Annotated in this window: 17 protein-coding genes; 14 read left to right on the forward strand and 3 right to left on the reverse strand. The window is 50.4% G+C overall.

Annotated features, from left to right (window positions below; all coding sequences use genetic code 11):
- Window positions 1-368: 368 nt before the first annotated feature.
- Window positions 369-2,210 carry a glucose PTS transporter subunit IIA gene (locus BUB68_RS02570; protein WP_073088238.1) on the forward strand — a complete coding sequence of 614 codons (1,842 nt, stop codon included), beginning with the start codon at window positions 369-371 and terminating at the stop codon, window positions 2,208-2,210.
- Window positions 2,211-2,261: 51 nt separating this feature from the next.
- Window positions 2,262-3,707 carry a glycoside hydrolase family 32 protein gene (locus BUB68_RS02575; protein ID WP_073088239.1) on the forward strand — a complete coding sequence of 482 codons (1,446 nt, stop codon included), beginning with the start codon at window positions 2,262-2,264 and terminating at the stop codon, window positions 3,705-3,707.
- A gap of 79 nt (window positions 3,708-3,786) precedes the next feature.
- On the opposite strand, the gene BUB68_RS02580 is transcribed toward BUB68_RS02575, so the two are convergent.
- Complete coding sequence (locus BUB68_RS02580; protein ID WP_073088240.1) at window positions 3,787-4,023, reverse strand: ferredoxin; 237 nt, start codon at window positions 4,021-4,023, stop codon at window positions 3,787-3,789.
- 458 nt (window positions 4,024-4,481) lie between these two features.
- Between BUB68_RS02580 and trkA the strand changes: the two genes are divergently transcribed.
- The 5 genes from trkA to BUB68_RS02605 all read left to right on the forward strand — a co-directional run bounded on the left by trkA (window position 4,482) and on the right by BUB68_RS02605 (window position 10,339).
- Entirely contained in the window at window positions 4,482-5,834 is a 1,353-nt protein-coding gene (gene trkA / locus BUB68_RS02585; RefSeq protein ID WP_073088241.1) for a Trk system potassium transporter TrkA, read from the forward strand.
- Between the two features lie 28 nt (window positions 5,835-5,862).
- Window positions 5,863-7,341, forward strand: a complete 1,479-nt coding sequence (locus BUB68_RS02590) for a TrkH family potassium uptake protein (protein ID WP_073088242.1) — start codon at window positions 5,863-5,865, stop codon at window positions 7,339-7,341.
- Between the two features lie 4 nt (window positions 7,342-7,345).
- A complete protein-coding gene (locus BUB68_RS02595; RefSeq protein ID WP_073088243.1) occupies window positions 7,346-8,797 on the forward strand; it encodes a TrkH family potassium uptake protein in 1,452 nt (483 codons plus the stop codon).
- A gap of 12 nt (window positions 8,798-8,809) precedes the next feature.
- Window positions 8,810-9,751 (forward strand): AEC family transporter, encoded by a 942-nt coding sequence (locus BUB68_RS02600; RefSeq protein ID WP_073088306.1) that lies wholly within the window; start codon window positions 8,810-8,812, stop codon window positions 9,749-9,751.
- A gap of 114 nt (window positions 9,752-9,865) precedes the next feature.
- The gene (locus BUB68_RS02605) at window positions 9,866-10,339 is read left to right on the forward strand and encodes a hypothetical protein (protein WP_073088244.1); all 474 of its coding nucleotides are present in this window, start codon (window positions 9,866-9,868) and stop codon (window positions 10,337-10,339) included.
- Window positions 10,340-10,417: 78 nt separating this feature from the next.
- Here BUB68_RS02605 and BUB68_RS02610 read toward each other — a convergent pair whose 3' ends face one another.
- Together BUB68_RS02610 and BUB68_RS02615 are read right to left on the reverse strand one after the other, a co-directional pair.
- Window positions 10,418-11,533: a hypothetical protein gene (locus BUB68_RS02610; protein ID WP_143188063.1), complete on the reverse strand. Its 1,116-nt coding sequence runs from the start codon at window positions 11,531-11,533 to the stop codon at window positions 10,418-10,420.
- Between the two features lie 12 nt (window positions 11,534-11,545).
- Entirely contained in the window at window positions 11,546-12,934 is a 1,389-nt protein-coding gene (locus BUB68_RS02615) for an MBOAT family O-acyltransferase (RefSeq protein ID WP_073088246.1), read from the reverse strand.
- 461 nt (window positions 12,935-13,395) lie between these two features.
- On the opposite strand from BUB68_RS02615, the gene BUB68_RS02620 reads away from it, so the two are divergent.
- From BUB68_RS02620 to BUB68_RS02645, 7 genes are all read left to right on the forward strand, one after another.
- Window positions 13,396-14,415 (forward strand): ABC transporter substrate-binding protein, encoded by a 1,020-nt coding sequence (locus tag BUB68_RS02620; RefSeq protein ID WP_073088247.1) that lies wholly within the window; start codon window positions 13,396-13,398, stop codon window positions 14,413-14,415.
- A gap of 84 nt (window positions 14,416-14,499) precedes the next feature.
- The gene (locus BUB68_RS02625; RefSeq protein WP_073088248.1) at window positions 14,500-16,008 is read left to right on the forward strand and encodes a sugar ABC transporter ATP-binding protein; all 1,509 of its coding nucleotides are present in this window, start codon (window positions 14,500-14,502) and stop codon (window positions 16,006-16,008) included.
- On the forward strand, window positions 16,008-17,081 hold the full coding sequence (locus BUB68_RS02630) for an ABC transporter permease (protein ID WP_073088249.1): 1,074 nt from the start codon (window positions 16,008-16,010) through the stop codon (window positions 17,079-17,081). The genes BUB68_RS02625 and BUB68_RS02630 overlap by 1 nt, the downstream gene beginning before the upstream one ends.
- Window positions 17,078-18,112, forward strand: a complete 1,035-nt coding sequence (gene yjfF, locus BUB68_RS02635; protein WP_073088250.1) for a galactofuranose ABC transporter, permease protein YjfF — start codon at window positions 17,078-17,080, stop codon at window positions 18,110-18,112. Before BUB68_RS02630 ends, yjfF begins: the two co-directional genes overlap by 4 nt.
- Window positions 18,113-18,223: 111 nt before the next feature.
- The gene (locus BUB68_RS15185) at window positions 18,224-18,370 is read left to right on the forward strand and encodes a hypothetical protein (protein WP_178139451.1); all 147 of its coding nucleotides are present in this window, start codon (window positions 18,224-18,226) and stop codon (window positions 18,368-18,370) included.
- A gap of 2 nt (window positions 18,371-18,372) precedes the next feature.
- Window positions 18,373-19,533 (forward strand): tetratricopeptide repeat protein, encoded by a 1,161-nt coding sequence (locus tag BUB68_RS02640; protein WP_073088251.1) that lies wholly within the window; start codon window positions 18,373-18,375, stop codon window positions 19,531-19,533.
- A 118-nt stretch (window positions 19,534-19,651) separates the two neighbouring features.
- Window positions 19,652-19,894, forward strand: coding sequence for a hypothetical protein (locus BUB68_RS02645; protein WP_073088252.1), 243 nt, complete (start codon window positions 19,652-19,654; stop codon window positions 19,892-19,894).
- The last annotated feature ends 290 nt before the right edge of the window (window positions 19,895-20,184 follow it).

Here is a 20,184-nt window from a genome sequence, read left to right on the forward strand (position 1 = left end):
ACAGCATTGGCTGGAAGCTTCGTTGATTGGAGCGCCGTTGGCCTGCCCGGCGCAGGTAACTGGAAGATACGTACTTCTGCTGGCGGGGCATTTAGTGGAGCGGCGAAAAAGTATTCCCACCGCCGCCCCGCTGAGCTGTAACAAATTGCGTTCCAGCTCACACAAACAAACTGCAATTTATGACAGGTTTTGTATTTGGGGGGAAGATGGAGAACGGGACTCTTGACCGATTTTGACGGATTTTTGCAAGTTTCATCTTGACAAAGTAAGAGAAAGCTTGTAGACTGTAAATATGAAATTGGTTTCATACAGATTCTTTACAGGATTTATTCTTAGAAGCACGAACTAATAAAAGGAGGCTTTTTCCGATGAAGGAAATTCGTTTGGACAGCCCGCTTAACGGCGAACTGGTGGAACTGTCCCAGGTAAACGATCCGGCTTTTGCCAGCGGAGCTATGGGATTTGGTGCGGCAGTGAAGAACCCGGAAGGCAAGGTTTATGCACCTGTTGACGGTGAAATCACGGTACTTTTTGAGACGAAGCATGCCATTGGCATCCATGGTGTGAATGGCGAAGACCTGCTGATTCATGTTGGTCTGGATACGGTGAAGCTCAGCGGTGAGCATTTCACGGCGCATGTGGAACAGGGCGCAAGCGTGAAAAAAGGCCAGCTGCTGCTGGAATTTGACGTAGAAGCCATCAAGGCTGCTGGTTATGATATTACGACGCCGTTTGTTGTAACCAATTCCAGTGAGTTTGAAAAAATTACCATTGCGCTGGGTGATAAGGAAATCGTCTCCGCTCAGGCTGAGGAAAAGGCTACTGCCGTGACGGCTGATGATGAATACGCTGACCTGCCGAAGGAAGCCCGCGTAGCCAAGCTCATCGAGAAATATGTGGGCGGTATGGATAACGTGCGCAATGCGGAACACTGTGCTACGCGCCTGCGCCTGATTATCAATGACAAATCCAAGATCGACGAGAAAGCCATTGAGAATATCGACGGTGTAAAGGGCCAGTTCTTCGCAGCTGCCCAGTATCAGATCATTCTGGGCACGGGCTTTGTGGATAAGGTCTTTGCGGAATTCACCAAGGGCACGAACTTCTCCGGTGTCAGCAATAAGGAAGAAGCTTATGCTCAGATGACGCCGCTGCAGAAGATTTCCCGTACGCTGGGTGACGTATTCGTACCGATCATCCCTGTACTGGTTGCAACCGGTCTGTTCATGGGCCTGCGCGGTGCAGCTCAGAGCCTGGGGGTGGAGTTCAGCCCCAATGTGCTGCTGTTGAGCCAGATTCTCACGGATACGGCCTTCATCTTCCTGCCGGCACTTGTTTGCTGGTCCACGATGAAGCGCTTTGGCGGCACGCCAGTTATCGGTCTGGTTCTTGGCCTGATGCTGGTTGGTCCGCAGCTGCCGAATGCCTGGGCTGTTGCCGGCGGTGATGTGCAGCCCATTCCCATGGATGTCTTTGGCATGACCATCGGCATCGTGGGCTATCAGGGTTCAGTCCTGCCCGCATTGGTGCTTGGTATCTTCGCAGCCAAGCTCCAGAAAGCGCTCAAGACAGTCGTTCCGGATATCATCGATCTGATTGTTACGCCGTTTGTCACGCTGTTCATTTCCATGATTCTCGGTATCCTCATCATCGGGCCCATCATGCATGCACTGGAAACGACAATTTTTGGTGCGGTATCCGCCTTCCTGCAGATGCCGATGGGTATCGGCGGCTTCATTGTCGGCGGCCTGCAGCAGGTTATCGTAGTATTTGGTGTGCATCATGTGTTCAATGCTCTCGAAGTACAGCTCCTGGCTTCCACGGGTGTTGACCCCTTCAATGCCATCATCACGGGTGCTATCGTAGCGCAGGGTGGTGCAGCTGTGGCTGTGGCCCTGAAGACGCAGGACCCCAAGAAACGTGCACTCTATATTTCCTCCGCTGTGCCTGCATTCCTGGGCATCACGGAACCGGCTATCTTCGGTATCAACCTGCGCTTCATGAAGCCGTTCCTCTATGCATTGGTGGGCGGCGCCTGCGCTGGCGGCGTGGCCAGCTTCCTGCATCTGGCTGGTACGGGCATGGGCATCACGGTTCTGCCGGGTACGCTCCTGTATCTTGACCATCTGCTGGAATATGTGATTGTAAACCTGATCGGTTTTGGTATAGCGTTCGCTCTGACCTTCACGCTGTTCAAACCGGAAGAATAAAGTTAGGGGAAGGCTATGCCTTCCCTTTTTTTACAAAGGAAGGTGAACACCATGGAAAAATTCAATAAACAGGAAGTTGATGCGAAATTAAAGGAAAGTTTCCCCTTGGAACATCGTTGGCATAACCGCTTTCATCTGGAAATGCCCTTTGGCCTGATCAACGATCCAAATGGACTGGCATTTCAGGATGGAGAATTCCATCTCTTCTATCAGTGGAATCCGCTGGGCTGTGAGCATAAGAATAAATGCTGGGCCCATACGGCGACGCGGGATTTCGTTCATTACAGCATGCCGGAGCTGGCTTTGTGGCCGGATGACGAACACGACAAAGACGGCTGTTACTCTGGCTGCGGCACCATAGAAGATGGTCGGCTCAGAGTCCTCTACACCTGCAATCGCAAGGAAGATGGCGTGCGCATTCCTGCCCAGCGTTTTGGCAGCTTGAAGGGCGGCAAGGTCGAGAAAGAGGAAATCATCGTTCCCGACCATCCCGAAGGAATCACAGGCCATTTCCGTGATCCCTATATCTTCAGCCGCCGGGGCAAGCGGTATTTCGTGATCGGTGCCCAGCGGGAAGCCGATGAAAAGGGTACGGTGCTGATATATGAAGAAACGGCAGAGGGCTGGAAGAACTTGGGCGAAGTGCAGAATCGTCTGGGCGATTTCGGTTATATGTGGGAATGCCCCAATCTCGTGCAGTTTGGCAGCTATGATGTGCTGATCTTCTGCCCGCAGGGGCTTGAAGCGCGGGAGTTTGACCGGCAGAACATCTATCAGGCCGGTTATATCGCTGGCCATCTTTCCCTGGACAGCATGGATATGATGCAGCATACGAAGTTCCAGGAACTGGACCGCGGTTTTGATTTCTATGCACCCCAGGTGCTCACCCATGAAGGGCGGCAGATCCTGATTGGCTGGATGGGCATGCCCGATAAGGACAATGAATATCCGACAGCGGAACTGGGCTGGCAGTACAGCCTGACCATGCCCCGCGAACTGCGTCTGCGTCAGGGCCATATCTATTCACGGCCAGCCCGCGAGATGAAAGATCTGCGCATTGCCGAGACCGCTGTGGAATTGGAAGCAGAGAATGTCACGGAAATCAGCCGTCCTCTGTTCGAGGGATCGGAAATCCTGCTGGATATGGATTTGGGCGAGAGCAGGGAAATCGTGACCACGCTGGCTTATGGTACGGAAAAGCTGCGTTTTATCTATGACCGCAAGGCACAGGTGATGTCCATTGACCGCAATGAGATGAAAAACGGCGGCCGGGGGGTGCGTCGCTTCAAGCTTTTTGCCGATGAGAACCTGTCCTGGCAGATCTTTGTGGACAAGACGGCAGTGGAAGTGTTCTTCCAGCATGGTGAGGAAGTCGCCAGCATCCTGGTGTTCCCCGAGAAGAACATCCAGCCGGAGCTTAGAGTGGCAGCCGATGGGGAAATCAAATCCCTGAGCGGCAAGATCTGGCAGCTGGACAGCTTTAAATTCAACGCTTGACGATAAAAAGGAATAAGCCCCTGAAACCATTGGTTTCAGGGGCTTATTCCTGTCAGAAAACGGCTGGGGAAGCCGTACGTCAGTTGTTTACTGCGCGATCCTCGAACGTTTCCTTTTTCAGCGGGATTCGTCTAATTCGGTCGAAGGGGATTGACTCAAACGAATAACGAATATCAAGATACGCATCCGTACGATTAAAAATGACCTTCTTCAGGGAAAATTTTGAGGTCTTTTTAATGCGGTTGATATAAAACAGCGCATCTTCAGCTGAAAAGGTTCCATTCTCGATGATAACGCGGACGTCATCGACTATCATGGGGAAACACCTCCAACAAATAAAACACCGCATAAGCCGCCTATTGGGGATTATCAGGGACGGCAGCTTATGCATTCCTTGTTGTTAGCGAAGCAAAGGAATAGAGTAATCCTTAACAACTCGATATACAGTATACACTAAGATTAAGTTCTTGTGAAGTAGCAAATGTTACCGTTATTGCCCAAAAGTCTCAATTTCTCTGGAATTATTTCCAGTGATTAGGCATTAAGTCACAATCTCGCCTGTTTTTGAGTGTTTTTAACGTTTTATGCATGATTTTTCCTGAAGTCGGGATATAAAAATTTATAATCCGTCACAATTCATATTATGAATTGTGACTATTTCCTAGCGGTGATCGTGCGGCCGCAGGATTTTATCTATCGACAAAATCTGAATAATAGCGTTATAATAAATTGAAAAATAGTGAATCTTTATCTGCCAGCGGGGAGGGTGTAATTTTGCGTATCATCGTGGTTGGAGCCGGGAAACTTGGCTACAGTATAGCGGAGCTTTTATCCAAGGAACAGTTTGATGTCGTGGTCATCGATAAGGATGAAAGCCAGCTGGAGGCGGCTAAGAATACCTTGGATGTACTTACCATCGCGGCCAATGGTGCCAGCCCGCTTACCATGGATGACCCGGATGTACGGGATGCGGATATCCTGATTGCGGTGACGGCCAGTGATGAAGTCAACATGGTGGCCTGTGTATTGGCCAAGAAACATGGAATCAAGCATACGATTGCCCGGATTCGTGATATGAAATTCATTTCTGAGGCCAAAGACTATCTGAAGCAGAACTTTGATATTGATGTGATGCTTAATCCGGAGATGATTACGGCCAATGAAATCAATCGCATCCTCATGACACCCGCCGCGCTGAATGTGGAAGACTTTGCCCATGGGAAGATTCGTCTCTTTGAGACGAAGATCCATCGGAAATCTCCGCTGATCGGCATTCCCTTGAAGAAGATCCAATTGCCACAGGGTGTGCTGGCCGGTATGATATTCCGGGACCATCGTATGATCATCCCGCATGGTGATGACAGTTTCCAGTCGCAGGACAATGCGTACTTCATTGGTATCCCGGAAGCGATTGAGAAGTTCAGCCAGAAGCTGACGCAGCGCAATGCCCGCAAGCTGCATCGCGTGCTGATCATTGGTGCAGGCCGGGCAGGCCGGGCTTTGGCCAAGGAACTGGATGATCAGGGCGTGCATGTGAAGGTCATCGACCTGGATCGGGAACGCTGCCAGATCATGGCTGGTATGCTCAACAATGGCATCGCGATCTGTGGCGATGGCACGGATATCGATCTGCTGGTGGAAGAGGATGTAGCGCATGCGGATGTGGTGATCTGCCTGACGGAGGATGATAAGCTGAATCTGATGCTGGCCTTGCTGGCACGTCATCTGTCCGGGAATCGTACGAAAACGGTAGTGCGCGTGTCCCGCAACGAGTATGTGGAACTCATGGAGAAAGTGGGTGTGGATATCGTGCTTTCCGCCCGCTTGCTGTCGGCCAGTGAAGTGCTGGCTTTTGCCCGCCGGGGTGGTGTGGTATCCGTGTCCCTGCTGGAAGGGGCCAAGGCAGAGGCCGTGGAAGTCATTGTGCAGGAGGGTGCACCTGTGGCTGGGCAGAAGCTCATGGATGTGAAATTGCCCAGAGAATGTCTGGTCTGCGCCTATGTGCGCAATGGTGAGGCCAATATACCGAATGGTCATACCATCTTGCAGCCGGGGGACAGCACGATTCTCTTTATCCAAAAACAGTTTTCACAGCAGGTCATCAAGTATTTCAAAGGGAAGGAATAAACAGCAGCTTAGAGGATTGTGAATTGTGATGGGTATACAAAAGGCGAATGGTTGGGAACTTTTCTGGCTCCTGATGGGGCAAATGTCCATAGTGATGGCGGGGGCACTGGCAGTGCCTTTTACAGCTGCGCTGATCTGGCAGGATACGGAGGCGTGGCTGTTTGTCCTGCCTGCAGTCTTTGCCTATGTTCTGGGGAAGAAAATGATTGAGTTTGGCGCTTCCGAAGAACGGGGGCGGCAGCTTACCATGAAGGAGGGCGTGTTCTTCATGTCCTTTGTCTGGATCTTCATGGGGCTTATCGGTCTGATGCCCTATGCGATTTCCGGGTTGTTTCCTAGTTTTGCTGCGGCTTTTTTTGAGGCTGTTTCGTCGCTGACGACTACCGGTTTGTCCTGCCTGCCCTTTGACCGGATTGGCCTGCCAAGGGCCTTGCTGCTTTGGCATGGGATTATGAGCTGGCTGGGTGGCCTGACCTTTGTGGTCATCATGGTGACCGTGCTGCCGCAGGTCAGCGGGTGCTTTGGTTTGACTTTGTCGGCTCGGCAGTCCATATTTTTCAGTCCGGTCTGGAATAAGATGGCACAGTCGGCGCGGCAGGGAACGACTGTGTATGCAGTGCTGACCTTGCTGTCCGCATTGGTTTATTATCTGGCGGGCCTGAATCCGTTTGAATCCCTGCTGCGGGCCATGGTGACGATATCTTCCAGCGGGGGCACATCTGCCTACGCTTTTATCTATTATGATAATCCGGCCTTGGAACTGGCTGCTTTTACTACGATGCTGATTTCCAGCCTGAGCCTGTTGCTGCTCTGGCGAGCCTGGAAGATGAAACAGCCCTTGCTGCTTTGGGCCGATACGGAAATCCGGCATTTCCTGCTGGTGGTGCTGGCCTCCGGGGCGCTTCTGGGCGGGCATCTGTATTATCAGGGTGTCTATGATTTTGTGGAGAGCATGCGTTATGGATATTTTCAGGCCATGTCGTTCATCTCTACCAATGGCTTTGTGGCGGCACCATTTTGGCTTTGGCCGTCTTTTGATCATTATGTGCTGTTTTTGCTCGTGTTCGTGGGGGGCTGTATCGGTTCCGCTACCGGAGGGCTGAAAATCATGCGGCTTCTGGTGCTTTTGCGTTTGTCCTGGGCAGAACTGCGCCGTACCCTGCACCCGCGCATGGTGATTTCCTTGAAAATCGACGGGCTGCCGGTGCCGGATAAGATCGTGGGCCGGATTTTGTCATTTTTCTTTCTCTATATGCTGGTGTATGCCATTTTCGCCCTCCTGCTGTCGCTGAGTGGAATCAGTATCGTGCAGGCATTGGGGCTGGCTTCCGGCTGTTTGACCAGTACGGGTGCATCGGCCGCTATTTTTGGTGTGGACAGCCTGCATATTCTGCCGGATTGGGCGAAATTGGTCTGCAGCTTGTTGATGGTCATCGGAAGGGTGGAGATCTTTTCCTTCTTAGTGCTTCTGGATATGGGGCGCCGTAGTTTGCAAAAGAGGTGGTAAAGGGATGGATGTGCGCATTGTCTATTATGTATTGGGACGGCTGGTGATGGCCGAAACGGTCACCATGTTCATCCCTTTTGCCATGGCACTCCTGAATCTGGAAAGCAGTATCCCAGGCTTTGCGGTGGCACTGGGGCTCAGTGCTTCTGTGGGGTTGCTGCTGCAGTCGAATGGACGTCAGCGCCATGCGGATCTTTCCTTGCGCGAGGGCATTGCCATCACGGGCTTTGGCTGGGCTATTGCCACGAGCCTGGGGATGCTGCCCTATGTGTGCGGAGGGTATCTCAATGCACTGGATGCGGTATTTGAAAGTATTTCCGGTTTTACAGGTACCGGTGCGACGGTGTTCAATACGCTGGAGGATCTGCCGCAGAGCATTCTCTTTTGGCGTATGATGACGCATTGGTTTGGGGGCTTGGGCATCATCGTCATTTTTATTGCCCTGTTGCCGCAGACCGGGCAAAGTACCATCTACATGTATAATGCAGAGACTACCGGGCCGACGGATGATCGGGTGCTGCCCCGCCTGCGGGATATGACCAAGGCTTTGTTCCAGATGTATATGCTCTTCACGGCTGTGGCTGCAGGGGTATATATGCTTTGCGGGCTCAGTTTCTATGAAGCTCTGACTCATTCTATGAGCACCATTGGTGCGGGCGGTTTTTCCACTTATGATGACAGTGCCATGCATTTTGACAGCCCTGCTTTTGAATGGTGCATGACCTTTTTCATGATTTTAGCGGGGGGGAACTTTGGCCTATACTATCGTATCTGGCAGAAAGGGCCGGGGGTGATCAAGCGCAATTCGGAGTTTAAGGCTTATTTATGGATTTTAGGCTTGTCTATTTTGCTGATCTTCCTGAATATGATGGTCAAAATGGATATTGCGGCGGGAGATGCGCTGCGTTATGCGGCTTTTCAGGTAGGTTCGCTTTCAACGACAGGATTCGTGTCGGCTGATTTTGAGCAATGGCCTCCCTTCAGCAAAGGGATTATCCTGCTGTTGATGATCTGCGGCGGCTGTGCTGGTTCTACGGCCAGTGGCGTGAAGGTGGTACGCATTTTGCTGCTCCTGAAAAATGCCTGGGGGGTCGTGCATCAGAAATTGTCCCCACGGCGGATTGTGGAGGTACGGCTCAACGGCAGCCGGGTCAATGAGGAGACCCTGCTGCGGGTAGGACAGTTCTTTTTTCTCTATATTTTCTTTATCGCTTTTTGGGCCTTGCTGTTGACGCTGGATGGACTGACGGTGTTTGATGCCATCGGGCTTAGTGTCAGCACCATGGGCAATATCGGCCCGGCTTTTGGGATTGCGGGGGCGACCTGCACCTATGCAGGGCTGTCGGTCTTCAGCAAAAGCATCCTGTGTATTTCCATGCTATTAGGGCGCCTGGAGATGTTTACGCTGTTGGTCATGTTGACGCCGGATTTTTGGCAGAAAGGGAATCGGTGGTAATGTCATATGGATATGATGGATAATTTCTGGGTGGCTCTGGGCGCTGTCGTTCCGTTGTTCACACTGCTCTTTATGGGGCTTATCATCAAACGCCTGCGCCTTATGACGGAAACGGAGTTGGAGCATACCAATCGCATGGTCTTCAAGCTCTTCTTTTTCTGCATGATGTTCTATAATATCTACGTGACGGATCTGGCGCATACGGTGCGGCCCAAACTCATGCTGTTCGGCGGTCTGGGCGTGTTGGCGGTATGCTTTCTGGCTACGGCGTTGGTCTGCTGGGGGGATAAGGACAACCGTCATCGCGGAGCCATGATCCAGGCCATCTTCCGCAGCAATTTCGTATTGTTTGGCATTCCCATCGTGGGCAATATCTTCGGGGATTCAGCCTTGGCTATCCCCACCATGATGATAGCGGTGATCGTGCCCATCTATAACGTGCTGGCGGTATTCATCCTGGAAACCTTCCGCGGGGGCAGATTCGCCTTGGGGAAGATCCTGCTGGGGATACTCAAAAATCCCATGATCATGGGGGCCATCATGGCTGTGATCCTGCGGCTCGTGGAGTTCCCTGTACCGAAGCCGGTGCTCAAGGGAATCGGTCAGGTGGCGGCGGCTACGACACCGGTAGCACTGATCATTCTCGGGGCGTCCTTCAAGGGGGGCAGTTTCCATAACCATCTACCCCAGCTGATCAGCTGTGTGGCGGCACGCTTGGTGATCGTGCCGGCAGTCACTTTGAGCCTGGCAATCTATCTGGGATTCCGGGATATTGAACTCGTCACGCTGTTGGCGGTATTTGCTTCTCCCTGTGCTGTGGCCAGCTTTGCGATGGCGCAGCAGATGGGCAGCGATGCGGATCTGGCGGGGAATTGCGTGGTTTATACCACGGCATTGTCCTGCCTGACGATTTTTGGCTGGGTATTCCTGTTGAAGACCTTAGGGCTCTTCTGAAATTTAACCTGAATTTAATCATTTTCTAAAGACTTTCAAAGGTTGACTATGTATACTATGAACATAGTCAACCTTTTTTTAGTGGATGAATTCGTGCAGATAGGAGCGATAGAGATGAAAAGCAAGAAATGGCAGAAATTTGTGGGCGGAGCGATGGCAGGTCTGATGAGCTTCAGCATCATAGGGACAACCCTGGCTGTGCCGGCTTATGCCGCCGGCTATGAATCCTCCTGGAGCGAAAGAGAGCATCGTGAGGATGTGCATAAAGAAATGCGCCGCCATCAGGAAAAACAGGCTAAGCTTGAGCAGCAGCGCCGTGATGAGCAGGCCAGACATGAGGAAAAAGTCCGCCAGCTCAAGTACGAAAGAGAAAAGCATGAGCGGGAACAGCGTGAAAAAGAGCGCCGGGAAGCGTGGGAACGTGACCATCGTAAAAAGAGTGCCTATGAACGTTACCGTGAAGCCCGAGAGCGGGAAGAAGCAGCAGAAGCCCAGCGCAAGCACGATCAGAAAGTGCAGACTAACCGGACGATTGCCGCCGCCGCCATCGGCGCAGTGGTAGGTGCAGTCATAGCGAAGAATAGCTGAGATATTTATGACGTGGTGCATGAGACCAAGTGAAAATTTCCCCACAGTATGATAAGGTCCATACTGTGGGGAAATCTTTTAGAGAACATCTTTTAATTTTTGTGCCAGATCATCACTAATGATCTGTTGAGCTTTCCAGGAGAAATGTAAATCATCCAGCCAAAACAAATCTTTTACAGCCGCTGGATCTCCATCTGTCAGAGACTGTTGCAAAATTTGTTCTGTATTGACCAGTAAATACTCTTTGGGCAAGGCATCCAGTTCCTGCATGGTTTTGTTGACTTGCCAATCAGGAGGAACATCTTTGATATAAGGATAATATACATCCGCTTTATTGGCGACAGGCATAAATACCAAAACAATTCCCTGCTCCCGGCATAGTTCAGCAGCTGCATTGATATTGTTGTTGATATTTTTTATGGTTTGCTCACTGAAATGCACATTGGAATCTGGCAAGTGTACGAGGAGTTTATCCTCCCAGCCTTCGTTGGAAAAGAGTGGCTGGGACAGGTTTAGGAGACCCACCTTATCATTAACGCGATAATCCTGAGGATGTCTTTGGTGATGAATCAAGGTTTTGACTACCTCCAGGTTAGATTTTATCATAATACCGGGAGCCAGCTTGTCTGCCGAGATTTCATTTTTGGTCTTGGTGGAGATCTTTCCCTGATTCTGTGCTTGTTTTAAACCAGATAAAGACAATGTGTATATCTGCATCTTGTCACTGCCAAACCGTTCCTCCATATTGGCGGCTAAAGATTCTAATATGATAACTTTAGGTTTTATCTTCGCCAATAGTCCGGTTTCCTGTAGACTATACATCATCTGTAAGGCGTTATTATAAGGCCTTGAGGGAACATTTAATATTTTCCAGCCATATGTAGAGCATAGATAATCCTGATAATAATTGCCTCCTGTACCATTGGAAAAAGAATCACCAATGGTCAGCACGTCAGCCTGTATTGCTTCCAGGTTATCCATTACCTCCGGAAATTCGTAATGTTCTGTTGTATATTTTACAGGTTTAGTCTGGGATGGCGGGACATATACGCCCCCCATGCGCTTTAAATCTCCATGCGCATCTTGCCCATAAAAAATGTCTTTTGTATAACCTTGCCAAAGTACGATATTCAATAGAATGAACACACCCAGTACGCCTGCAATGAGCATACTAAATTTTCTTGAATTCATCACGAAATCCTTTCCTCAAAATTGGAAATATAGAAAATCCGATATATGGGAGAAAAAGTATAGCGAAACTACTCCCAATACAATGCACATAACTGCCCATTTTATGTTCGGCTTGAAATACCGTTCAACCAATCTTTGGGCACTAGGACAAAACATAAGCAACAATGTGAATGCTATCAGCATACGTATACGCACACCGGTAGGCCCATGAAGAGAAAAGCCTGCTGCCCAGTTTTGGATATCAAACATTGTGGACAGAATGATCAGTGCCTGTCCTACACTATCGGCTCGGAAAAATACCCAAGCCACCATTACGGCGCCAAAAGTAAGTGGCCACGAAAAAATCTTTGGCAATGCGTTTCCCATACTGCGCCACCAATGATTTATTACCAAAAATAGCCCGTGAAGGCCACCCCAAAGTACGTAGGTCCATCCTGCTCCATGCCACAAACCAATCAGCAGCATACTTACCATGAGATTACGCAACTTCTTGGGCAGTCCATGTCTGTTTCCGCCCAAAGGAATATAAAGGTAATTTTTTACCCATACGCCCAAGGTCATATGCCAGCGCCGCCAAAAGTCGATAATGTTAGCAGCTTGATAGGGTGAATCGAAATTTCTGGGCAAGCGTAAATTGAACATCAGGCCCAAGCCAATGGCCATTTCCGAATAAGCGGAAAAATCAAAGTACAGCTGGAAACTATAACCTAATGCTGCAAACCACGCTTCGATGGGCAGCAAACTATCTGGACGGGAAAAATATTCATTCACCCATGGTGCAAGGCTGTCCGCTATGGCTACCTTCTTAAATAAACCAAAAATAAAAAGGGTCAGGCCTTGTGCGATATTATCATAATTCAGGTGATAGGTACGCTGTGACTGGAACTGAGGGATCATTTCACGGTGATGTATAATAGGCCCTGCAATCAGATGCGGGAAAATGGTTACAAATTCACAATATGAGGCAAAGCCGGTCGATGCTGCATCACCACGATACATATCGATTAAGTAGGCCGCTTGGGTAAAGGTGAAAAAAGAAATGCCTAAAGGCAGTACAATATCTGGGATGGAAAATAGCGCTGTTCCGAATACGTCATTTACGGTAGTCAGGAAAAAACCTGTATACTTATAGTAGCCCAATAGTGCAAAATCGCCCAATAGTCCGGCTGTTAGCCAGAGTTTTGAATTTTCTTTGGAAACAATAAATTGTCCAATTATATAATTGAAACAAATAGATAACACCAACAAGGGAACATAACGGATATCCCAATAACCATAAAAGAGCAGCGATGCGCCGATGATCCAATACATACCCCATTTCCATAACCGCTGGCCAATCCAGTAATATGTGATAAAGACAATGGGCAGGAAAAATATTATGAACTCGTAGCTATTAAAAAGCATTATCAAACCTCCCTTAAAAATGCATTTTTATCATACTACAAATACCCCTCCCCGGACAAGACATTTGTTCGCTATGAAAAAATTGCGAGTCAAGTGTCTAAGAAGTTGTTTCTCTCGTATCTGGTAAATATATGGATTACTGTTTCTTTGTGACGAAGAAATAGTAATAGAAAATTGTGTCCGAACAAAAATAAAGGATAAGAATCTATTGACAAAACGCGATTAAAAGAGTATTGTATATAGCAGATAAGGTTGTGATGCAGCGGGGACATGTTGATATCTGCAAATAATAGTCTGACTTTTGCCAAAAGACTATATTGTGTGCAATTTAAAATGTGCACGAGAACAGAATGTAACATTGCCCGCAAGCCTGAGCCGAAAAGAGTCGCAAAGGGGGCGGGGGAAGAGATTGGCGCAGGACATCGCAAACGGAATCATGATGTAGCAAAGGAGACGATGAGATGAAAAAGCTCATAGCATTATTACTAGCAAGCGTTATGATGATTGTGGCTGCCGGCTGCGGCGGCGGTGAACAGGCCAAAGATAATGGCAAGTCCGCTGGCGGCGATAAGAAGATTACCATGGGCTTCTCCCAGATCGGAGCGGAATCCGAATGGAGAACAGCCAACACGGAATCCATCAAGAAAGCAGCTGAAGAAGCCGGTATCAACCTACAGTTCTCGGATGCCCAGCAGAAACAGGAAAATCAGATCAAAGCAATCCGCTCTTTCATCGCTCAGGGCGTTGATATCATCGCTTTCGTTCCCATCGTGGAAACCGGTTGGGATACGGTGCTGAAAGAAGCCAAAGATGCCAAGATTCCCGTAGTGGTCGTTGACCGCGATGTGAAGCTGGCTGATGACAGCCTCTATGTGGCTAAGATTGGTACGGACTCCGTAAAAGAAGGCAACAATGTCTTCAAATGGATTGACGAATACATGACCAAAGAGAAAAAGACTCCGCGTGATGGCGGCAGCCAGTACAACGTAGTCGTTCTCGAAGGCACGGTTGGTTCTTCTGTAGCTATCCGCCGTCAGGAAGGCTTCAAAGATGCTATGGCTAAGTCCCCGAATGCTTCCAAGTACAACATCCTCGCCTCCCAGACTGGTGAGTTCACCCGTCAGAAAGGCCAGGAAGTCATGGAATCTTTCCTCAAATCCTATGGCCCGAAAATCGACATCCTCTTTGCACATAACGACGATATGGCTCTTGGCGCAATCCAGGCAATCGAAAAAGCTGGCCTCAAACCTGGCAAGGACATCACCATCATTTCTATCGATGGCGTGAAAGGCATGTTCCAGGCTATGATCGAAGGCAAAGCAAACTGCACCGTAGAATGCAACCCGCTTCAGGGCAAGCTCCTGATGGAAACGGCTAAGAAGATCCTGGCCGGTGAAAAGGTTGACAAACTGGTTTACGTTGACGAAGGTGTATTCCCTGCTGATGTAGCAGAAAAGACCCTGCCGGAACGCAAATACTAAGATTTTCAAAATCCAATGCAAGCCGTGCCCGTACAGCGTATGTGTGCGGACGCGGCTTTATTCTTGCAACAAGGAGTGACAGTTATGGCACAGGCACTGCTGGAAATGCGGCATATCACCAAGGAATTCCCCGGGGTGCGGGCGCTGTCCAATGTGGACTTTACCCTGCATGCCGGCGAGATCCACTCCCTGATGGGGGAAAATGGTGCCGGGAAATCCACTTTGGTAAAGGTGCTTACCGGCGTATATCCCCGGGATGGCGGCACGGTGTTCCTGAATGGCAAGGCCATCAATCCCAAGACCCCGAAGGATGCGCAGGACACCGGTATCTCCACCGTTTATCAGGAAGTCAATCTCTGTTCCAACCTTACCGTGGCTGAAAATATCTTTATCGGCCGTGAACCGAGAAAGTTCGGCATGATTGACTGGAAGACCATCAATCGGCGGGCGGAGGAACTCTTAGCTAAACTTGACGTACATATAGACGTGACCAAGACGCTCGATAACTATTCTGTGGCCTTGCAGCAGATGATTGCCATTGCCCGGGCCGTGGATGTGGATGCAAAGATCCTGATTCTGGACGAGCCGACTTCTTCCCTGAATGAGGAGGAAACGGCACATTTATTCAAGATTATGCGGCAGCTGCAGAAGCAGGGCCTGGGTATCATCTTTATTTCTCATTTCCTCGACCAGATCTATGAAATCTGTGACCATATCACGGTATTGCGCAATGGTGAGCTCGTAGGTTCCTATGAAACGGCCAAATTGCCCCGTCTGGAACTCATTGCCAAGATGGTGGGCAAGGACCTCAACGAAGTCAGGGACATGGATAATTTTGCTGAAAAAAGCGTGCCCAGTGAGGAAGTATTCCTCGATGCCAAGGGCATTGGCGCCGTGGGCAAGCTCAATGAGGTGGATGTGCAGATCCACAAGGGCGAGGTTATCGGCTTTGCCGGGCTCTTAGGCTCCGGCCGCACGGAAACGGCAGAACTCTTGTTCGGCATCAACGAGATCAACAAGGGTTCCCTGTCCATCAACGGCAAGCAGCTCCATCTGAAGAACCCTATGGATGCCATGGAGCAGAAAATCGGCTTCTGCCCGGAGGACAGAAAGCTCTCGGGCATTATCGGGGATTTGTCGGTGCGGGAGAACATCATCCTCGCCATGCAGGCAAAAGACGGAATTCTTCGTCACATTCCCTATGAGGAACAGGTGAAGATTGCCGATGACTGTATCAAGCTTCTGCGCATCAAGGTTTCCAGCCGGGAACAGCTTGTCAAGAACCTCTCGGGCGGCAACCAGCAGAAGGTCATCATCGCCCGTTGGCTGGCCACCCAGCCCGACCTTTTGATTCTCGATGAGCCCACACGTGGCATTGATGTGGGCACCAAGACCGAGATCCAGAAGATGGCGATTTCGCTGGCCAAGAAGAAGGGCATGGCCGTGGTGTTCATTTCCTCGGAAATGGATGAGATGGTGCGTACCTGCACGAAACTGGTGGTGATGCGCGACCGCCGCAAGGTGGCCGAGCTTACCGGTTCTGATATTAGTTCCGATGGCGTGATGAAGGCCATAGCAGGAGGTGCAGCCTGATGGATATGCTGAAAAAATTCAGTGGCAGTTCCCTGTTCCTGCCCGTGGTGGCACTGACGGTACTGCTGATTTTCAATACCCTGTTCGTAGATGGGTTCCTGACCATACAGATGACCGAGGACGGTCACTTATATGGACGCCTCATTGATATTCTGAATCGTTCCTGCTCCCTGATCATCCTGGCGCTGGGCATGACCTTCGTCATTGCCACGAGCGGTATCGATATTTCCGTAGGTGCGGTGGTCGCTATCTCCGCTGCCGTGGTCTGCACGCTGATTGGCGGCCGCGGTGACGGTGTGGCCCAGATGCCCATGACGCTGGCCGTGCTGGCCGCTGTGGGGGTCGGCGTGCTCTGCGGTATGTGGAATGGTTTGCTCGTCGCCAAATTCAAGATCCAGGCGGTCGTGGCAACCCTGATCCTCATGACTGCTGGCCGCGGCATTGCCCAGCTTATGACCGAGGGACAGATTATTACCGTATATTATAAGCCTTTCGAGTACATTGCCGGCTTCCTGCCCAGTATGCCGTTGCCGACCAATATCTTTATCGCGTTGGCCATGGTATTGCTCGTAGCCATCCTGATGAAGAAAACCAGTATTGGTTTGTTCGTGCAGTCAGTCGGTATCAATCCGACGGCGGCCCGCTATGCCGGTATCAATGTGACCATGGTCATCTTCCTCGTCTATGCCTTCTCCGGTCTTTGCGCCGGTGTTTCGGGCCTGATTGAAAGCTCGCTGATTCGCGCAGCGGATGCCAACAATGCTGGCCTCAATATGGAAATGGATGCCATCCTGGCTGTAGCTCTTGGCGGCACCCTGCTGTCCGGCGGCAAGTTCTATGTAGGCGGCTCCGTAATCGGTGCCATCACCATCCAGACCTTGACTACTACCATGTACGCTCTGGGCGTTTCAGCTGACCAGTTGCCGGTGGTCAAAGCCGCCGCGGTTATCATCATCTGCCTGATCCAGTCCAAGAAGGCGCAGGAGATGTTCGACCGCTGGAAGGCCTCCCGGCATTCCCAGCAGAAAAATGACAACAAGGCAATCTTAGGAAAGGCGGTGAAGCAATTATGACCAGCAAACTGAATCAGATGATTGCTTCCAAGTATTTCTCCTTCTTTGTGACCTTGGCGCTCTTTGCCATCCTCTATGGTGCTGGCATGGCCATGTATAAGGGCTTCATGCGTCCGCAGGTTTTCTTGAACCTCTTCATTGACAATGCGGCGCTGATTATCGTAACCATTGGTATCACGTTCACGCTGATCATTGCCGGCATTGATTTGTCGGTGGGTGCCGTGCTGGCGCTCGTCTGCATGGTGCTGGCCTGGCTTTTGGCCAATACGGGGATTCCCGTGGGGGTGGCGGCACTGCTGGTGCTCGTGATGGGCACGGTGTTCGGCGCCGTGCAGGGCTATATCATCACGAAATTCGATTTGCAGCCGTTCATCATCACCTTGGCTGGCATGTTCTTTTGCCGTGGGCTCACGGCAGTCATCTCTCAGGATACCATCCAGATTGTCGACCCCACTTGGGTGGCTCTGGCCAGCTACCGCATTGACTTGGGCGTGGGCTTTGTGTCCATCGGCGCTGTGGTGGCGCTCATCATGATTGCCATTGCCGCCGTCGTGCTGGGCTTCACGAAATTCGGCCGGGCGGTCTTTGCTATCGGCGGCAGTGAATCTTCGGCAGCGCTCATGGGCTTGCCCGTGTTCCGCACGAAAGTCATGGTTTATGCTATTTCCGGTTTCTGTGCCTCCATGGGCGGCTTGGCTTACAGCCTGATCATGCTGACGGGCTACAATCTGCATGGCCTGGGCATGGAAATGGATGCTATCGCTTCCTCCGTTATCGGCGGCACCCTGCTGACCGGCGGTGTGGGCTTTATCCCCGGCGCGCTTGTCGGTGTATTGATTCAGGGCGTGATCCTGACCTTCATCAGCTTCCAGGGAACGCTTTCCGCCTGGTGGACGAAAATCGTGGTCGGTGCACTGCTCTGCGTCTTCATCATCATGCAGGCACTGATTACGGAACAGAAGAGCAAACTCTCCTCGAAGCGCTCTATGGAAACTCCGAGTGAACCTCCTAAACCGGCTATGCAAAACTAGGCTGGCGTTCATTCTATGGAATCCCCCGCTCTGGTACCCTGGGTACGGAGTGGGGGATTTATTCTATGCGTACAGGTATTCATAACGATATTTAGCTGCAATACAGGAAAAATGGGTACAGAAGTCGAAAGAATAATCACGGTATCATTGGCGGTGATTGGGCGGATAACGCCGGGCAGGATTGCCGCCGTGCTGCATGGCAGACAGGATTTTTCTTTAAGTGGAGAACTGCAGGTAAGAAAAGAAAGGATGTGCTGAATATGGCTTGCTTGAGCTCAAGCAAAAAGATGATATTGGCTATGGGAATCCTTTTGTTGCTGCCAATACTGCTATCACCTTCGGTATCGGCGGAACGGCGTCAGGTCGAAGGTTATGGCTCGTATCTCCTGCTGTATAGCGATATTGAAGATGAGGCATTGGCCCGGGAGCGGGCACGTTATGAGGCTTTACGGAATGCCAGTGAACAGGCGGCTATTTTCGTTGATACTTCAGCCGACATGCCTTATGGCAGGCTCAGTCGTTCGGATCTGCGCAGTTATGCCGCCAGCGTGCTTGACAAGCGGGGGACGCCTTATTATACAAGAACGTCGCAGGGCGGTGGCACACGGTTCAGCTGCCGTCTGGCCGTTACGGTGGATACCAGTGATTTCAAGGATATTTCGTATGATTCCCTGCAGAAAAGCAGGCGGTGGGCAGAGGAGCGTGACCGCTTGCTGCGGGAAATGGATGACCTGAAGTATCAGTATGCGCATGGGAGCCATGATACAGAACGGCAGAACATCCGTTTCCGCATGAAACAGCTCATGAGCCAATTCCTGCACAATGAGCAGCCTTCTATCAAGACCAGATACTCCTATAATACGGCTATGGCGAAGCTGGCTTATAATGATGGCGTGGATTATCATGATAGGCGGGACTATGGCAATGCGCTCGCGTGCTATCAAAAGGCACTCAGCTATAATCCTGAATTTGATTCGGCCTATTACAACATGGGGATACTTTATAAAAATGCATTCAAGGATTATGAAAAAGCCTTGGAATGCTATGATATGGTCATTCGCATCAATCCTGCTTTTTCCGGAGTCTATAATAATATCGCCTGTGTTTATCTGGTTATGGAAAAATATGATGATGCCTTGAAATTTGTTCAGAAAGAATTGTCGATCCATAAACCGAAACCCTATGTCTACTGTACTCTGGGGGAGATCTATACGGCGATGGGTGAATATGACAAGGCACTGGAGGCCTTTGGTAACGCACTCAGTCTGGATAAGAACTATGCTGCGGCATATCTGTTCCGTGGCCTTGCCTATGAAAAAATGGGCGATAAAGCCAGGGCACTTCAGGAGGTCAGCAAAGCAAGGAATCTCAATTCCAAGGATGAACGTGCCAGACAGCATTATGAGCGGTTGAAGGGATAAAAGCCGCTGCAACCAGTTAGACTCATAATATGAATACAGAATACTTCCTCCCAACCCATCTACAATGCATGTGTAAAGTTGTATACTGATAGAGGGGAATCGAAGGAGGATTGATCTGATGAAAACGTATTTAGGACTGTTTGCGGGACTCCTGATCTGGGGAGGACTGCTCAATCTGCAGGGAACGCCTTCAATCACGGAGGAAATCGCGGAAGAAGCGGTGATCGCTGCGCATCCGGACACGGCTTTCTGCGAGGTGGCGCGTCAGGGCAGTGATTTTCAGGTAGCTTACATGACGGCCAATATGGAGCAGGGACGGGTGACGATTGCCCGGGATGGACATATTGTAAGCATGCAGTGATATGGATTCCAGGAAGCAGGCGGTTTTGCACCGGCAGAACCTGCCTGCTTTTTTCTGTGTTTCGCGTTCTGCGCCAGTTGGTTGGCAGGATTTATCCGGCCGGAGGGAGAATGTTCTCAGAACAGGATCGTTATCCCGGGTGGATTCGCTGGAGCTGAAGTAAATCAAAGCAGACCTGGCAATGCACAGGCTTCAGGTGGTATCACTGGCCGCGCAGGTGTATGGCCAATTGACTTTTGGCTGATATTAAGGTCAGTTGCGGGATTTTATCTGCAACTGACCTTATGTTA

It is taken from the genome of Pseudoselenomonas ruminantium (assembly GCF_900142515.1).
In the GTDB taxonomy this organism is placed as follows: Bacteria; Bacillota; Negativicutes; order Selenomonadales; family Selenomonadaceae; genus Selenomonas_A; species Selenomonas_A ruminantium_D.

What these genes read in the sequence shown, in the direction of transcription:
- BUB68_RS02640 (WP_073088251.1), top strand. Translation starts at nt 18,373, where the DNA reads ATGGCTTGCTTGAGCTCAAGCAAAAAGATGATATTGGCTATGGGAATC.
- BUB68_RS02575 (WP_073088239.1), top strand. Translation starts at nt 2,262, where the DNA reads ATGGAAAAATTCAATAAACAGGAAGTTGATGCGAAATTAAAGGAAAGT.
- BUB68_RS15185 (WP_178139451.1), top strand. Translation starts at nt 18,224, where the DNA reads ATGGGTACAGAAGTCGAAAGAATAATCACGGTATCATTGGCGGTGATT.
- BUB68_RS02570 (WP_073088238.1), top strand. Translation starts at nt 369, where the DNA reads ATGAAGGAAATTCGTTTGGACAGCCCGCTTAACGGCGAACTGGTGGAA.
- yjfF (WP_073088250.1), top strand. Translation starts at nt 17,078, where the DNA reads ATGACCAGCAAACTGAATCAGATGATTGCTTCCAAGTATTTCTCCTTC.
- BUB68_RS02600 (WP_073088306.1), top strand. Translation starts at nt 8,810, where the DNA reads ATGATGGATAATTTCTGGGTGGCTCTGGGCGCTGTCGTTCCGTTGTTC.
- BUB68_RS02605 (WP_073088244.1), top strand. Translation starts at nt 9,866, where the DNA reads ATGAAAAGCAAGAAATGGCAGAAATTTGTGGGCGGAGCGATGGCAGGT.
- BUB68_RS02625 (WP_073088248.1), top strand. Translation starts at nt 14,500, where the DNA reads ATGGCACAGGCACTGCTGGAAATGCGGCATATCACCAAGGAATTCCCC.
- BUB68_RS02645 (WP_073088252.1), top strand. Translation starts at nt 19,652, where the DNA reads ATGAAAACGTATTTAGGACTGTTTGCGGGACTCCTGATCTGGGGAGGA.
- BUB68_RS02630 (WP_073088249.1), top strand. Translation starts at nt 16,008, where the DNA reads ATGGATATGCTGAAAAAATTCAGTGGCAGTTCCCTGTTCCTGCCCGTG.
- BUB68_RS02620 (WP_073088247.1), top strand. Translation starts at nt 13,396, where the DNA reads ATGAAAAAGCTCATAGCATTATTACTAGCAAGCGTTATGATGATTGTG.
- BUB68_RS02580 (WP_073088240.1), bottom strand. Translation starts at nt 4,023, where the DNA reads ATGATAGTCGATGACGTCCGCGTTATCATCGAGAATGGAACCTTTTCA.
- BUB68_RS02615 (WP_073088246.1), bottom strand. Translation starts at nt 12,934, where the DNA reads ATGCTTTTTAATAGCTACGAGTTCATAATATTTTTCCTGCCCATTGTC.
- BUB68_RS02595 (WP_073088243.1), top strand. Translation starts at nt 7,346, where the DNA reads ATGGATGTGCGCATTGTCTATTATGTATTGGGACGGCTGGTGATGGCC.
- BUB68_RS02590 (WP_073088242.1), top strand. Translation starts at nt 5,863, where the DNA reads ATGGGTATACAAAAGGCGAATGGTTGGGAACTTTTCTGGCTCCTGATG.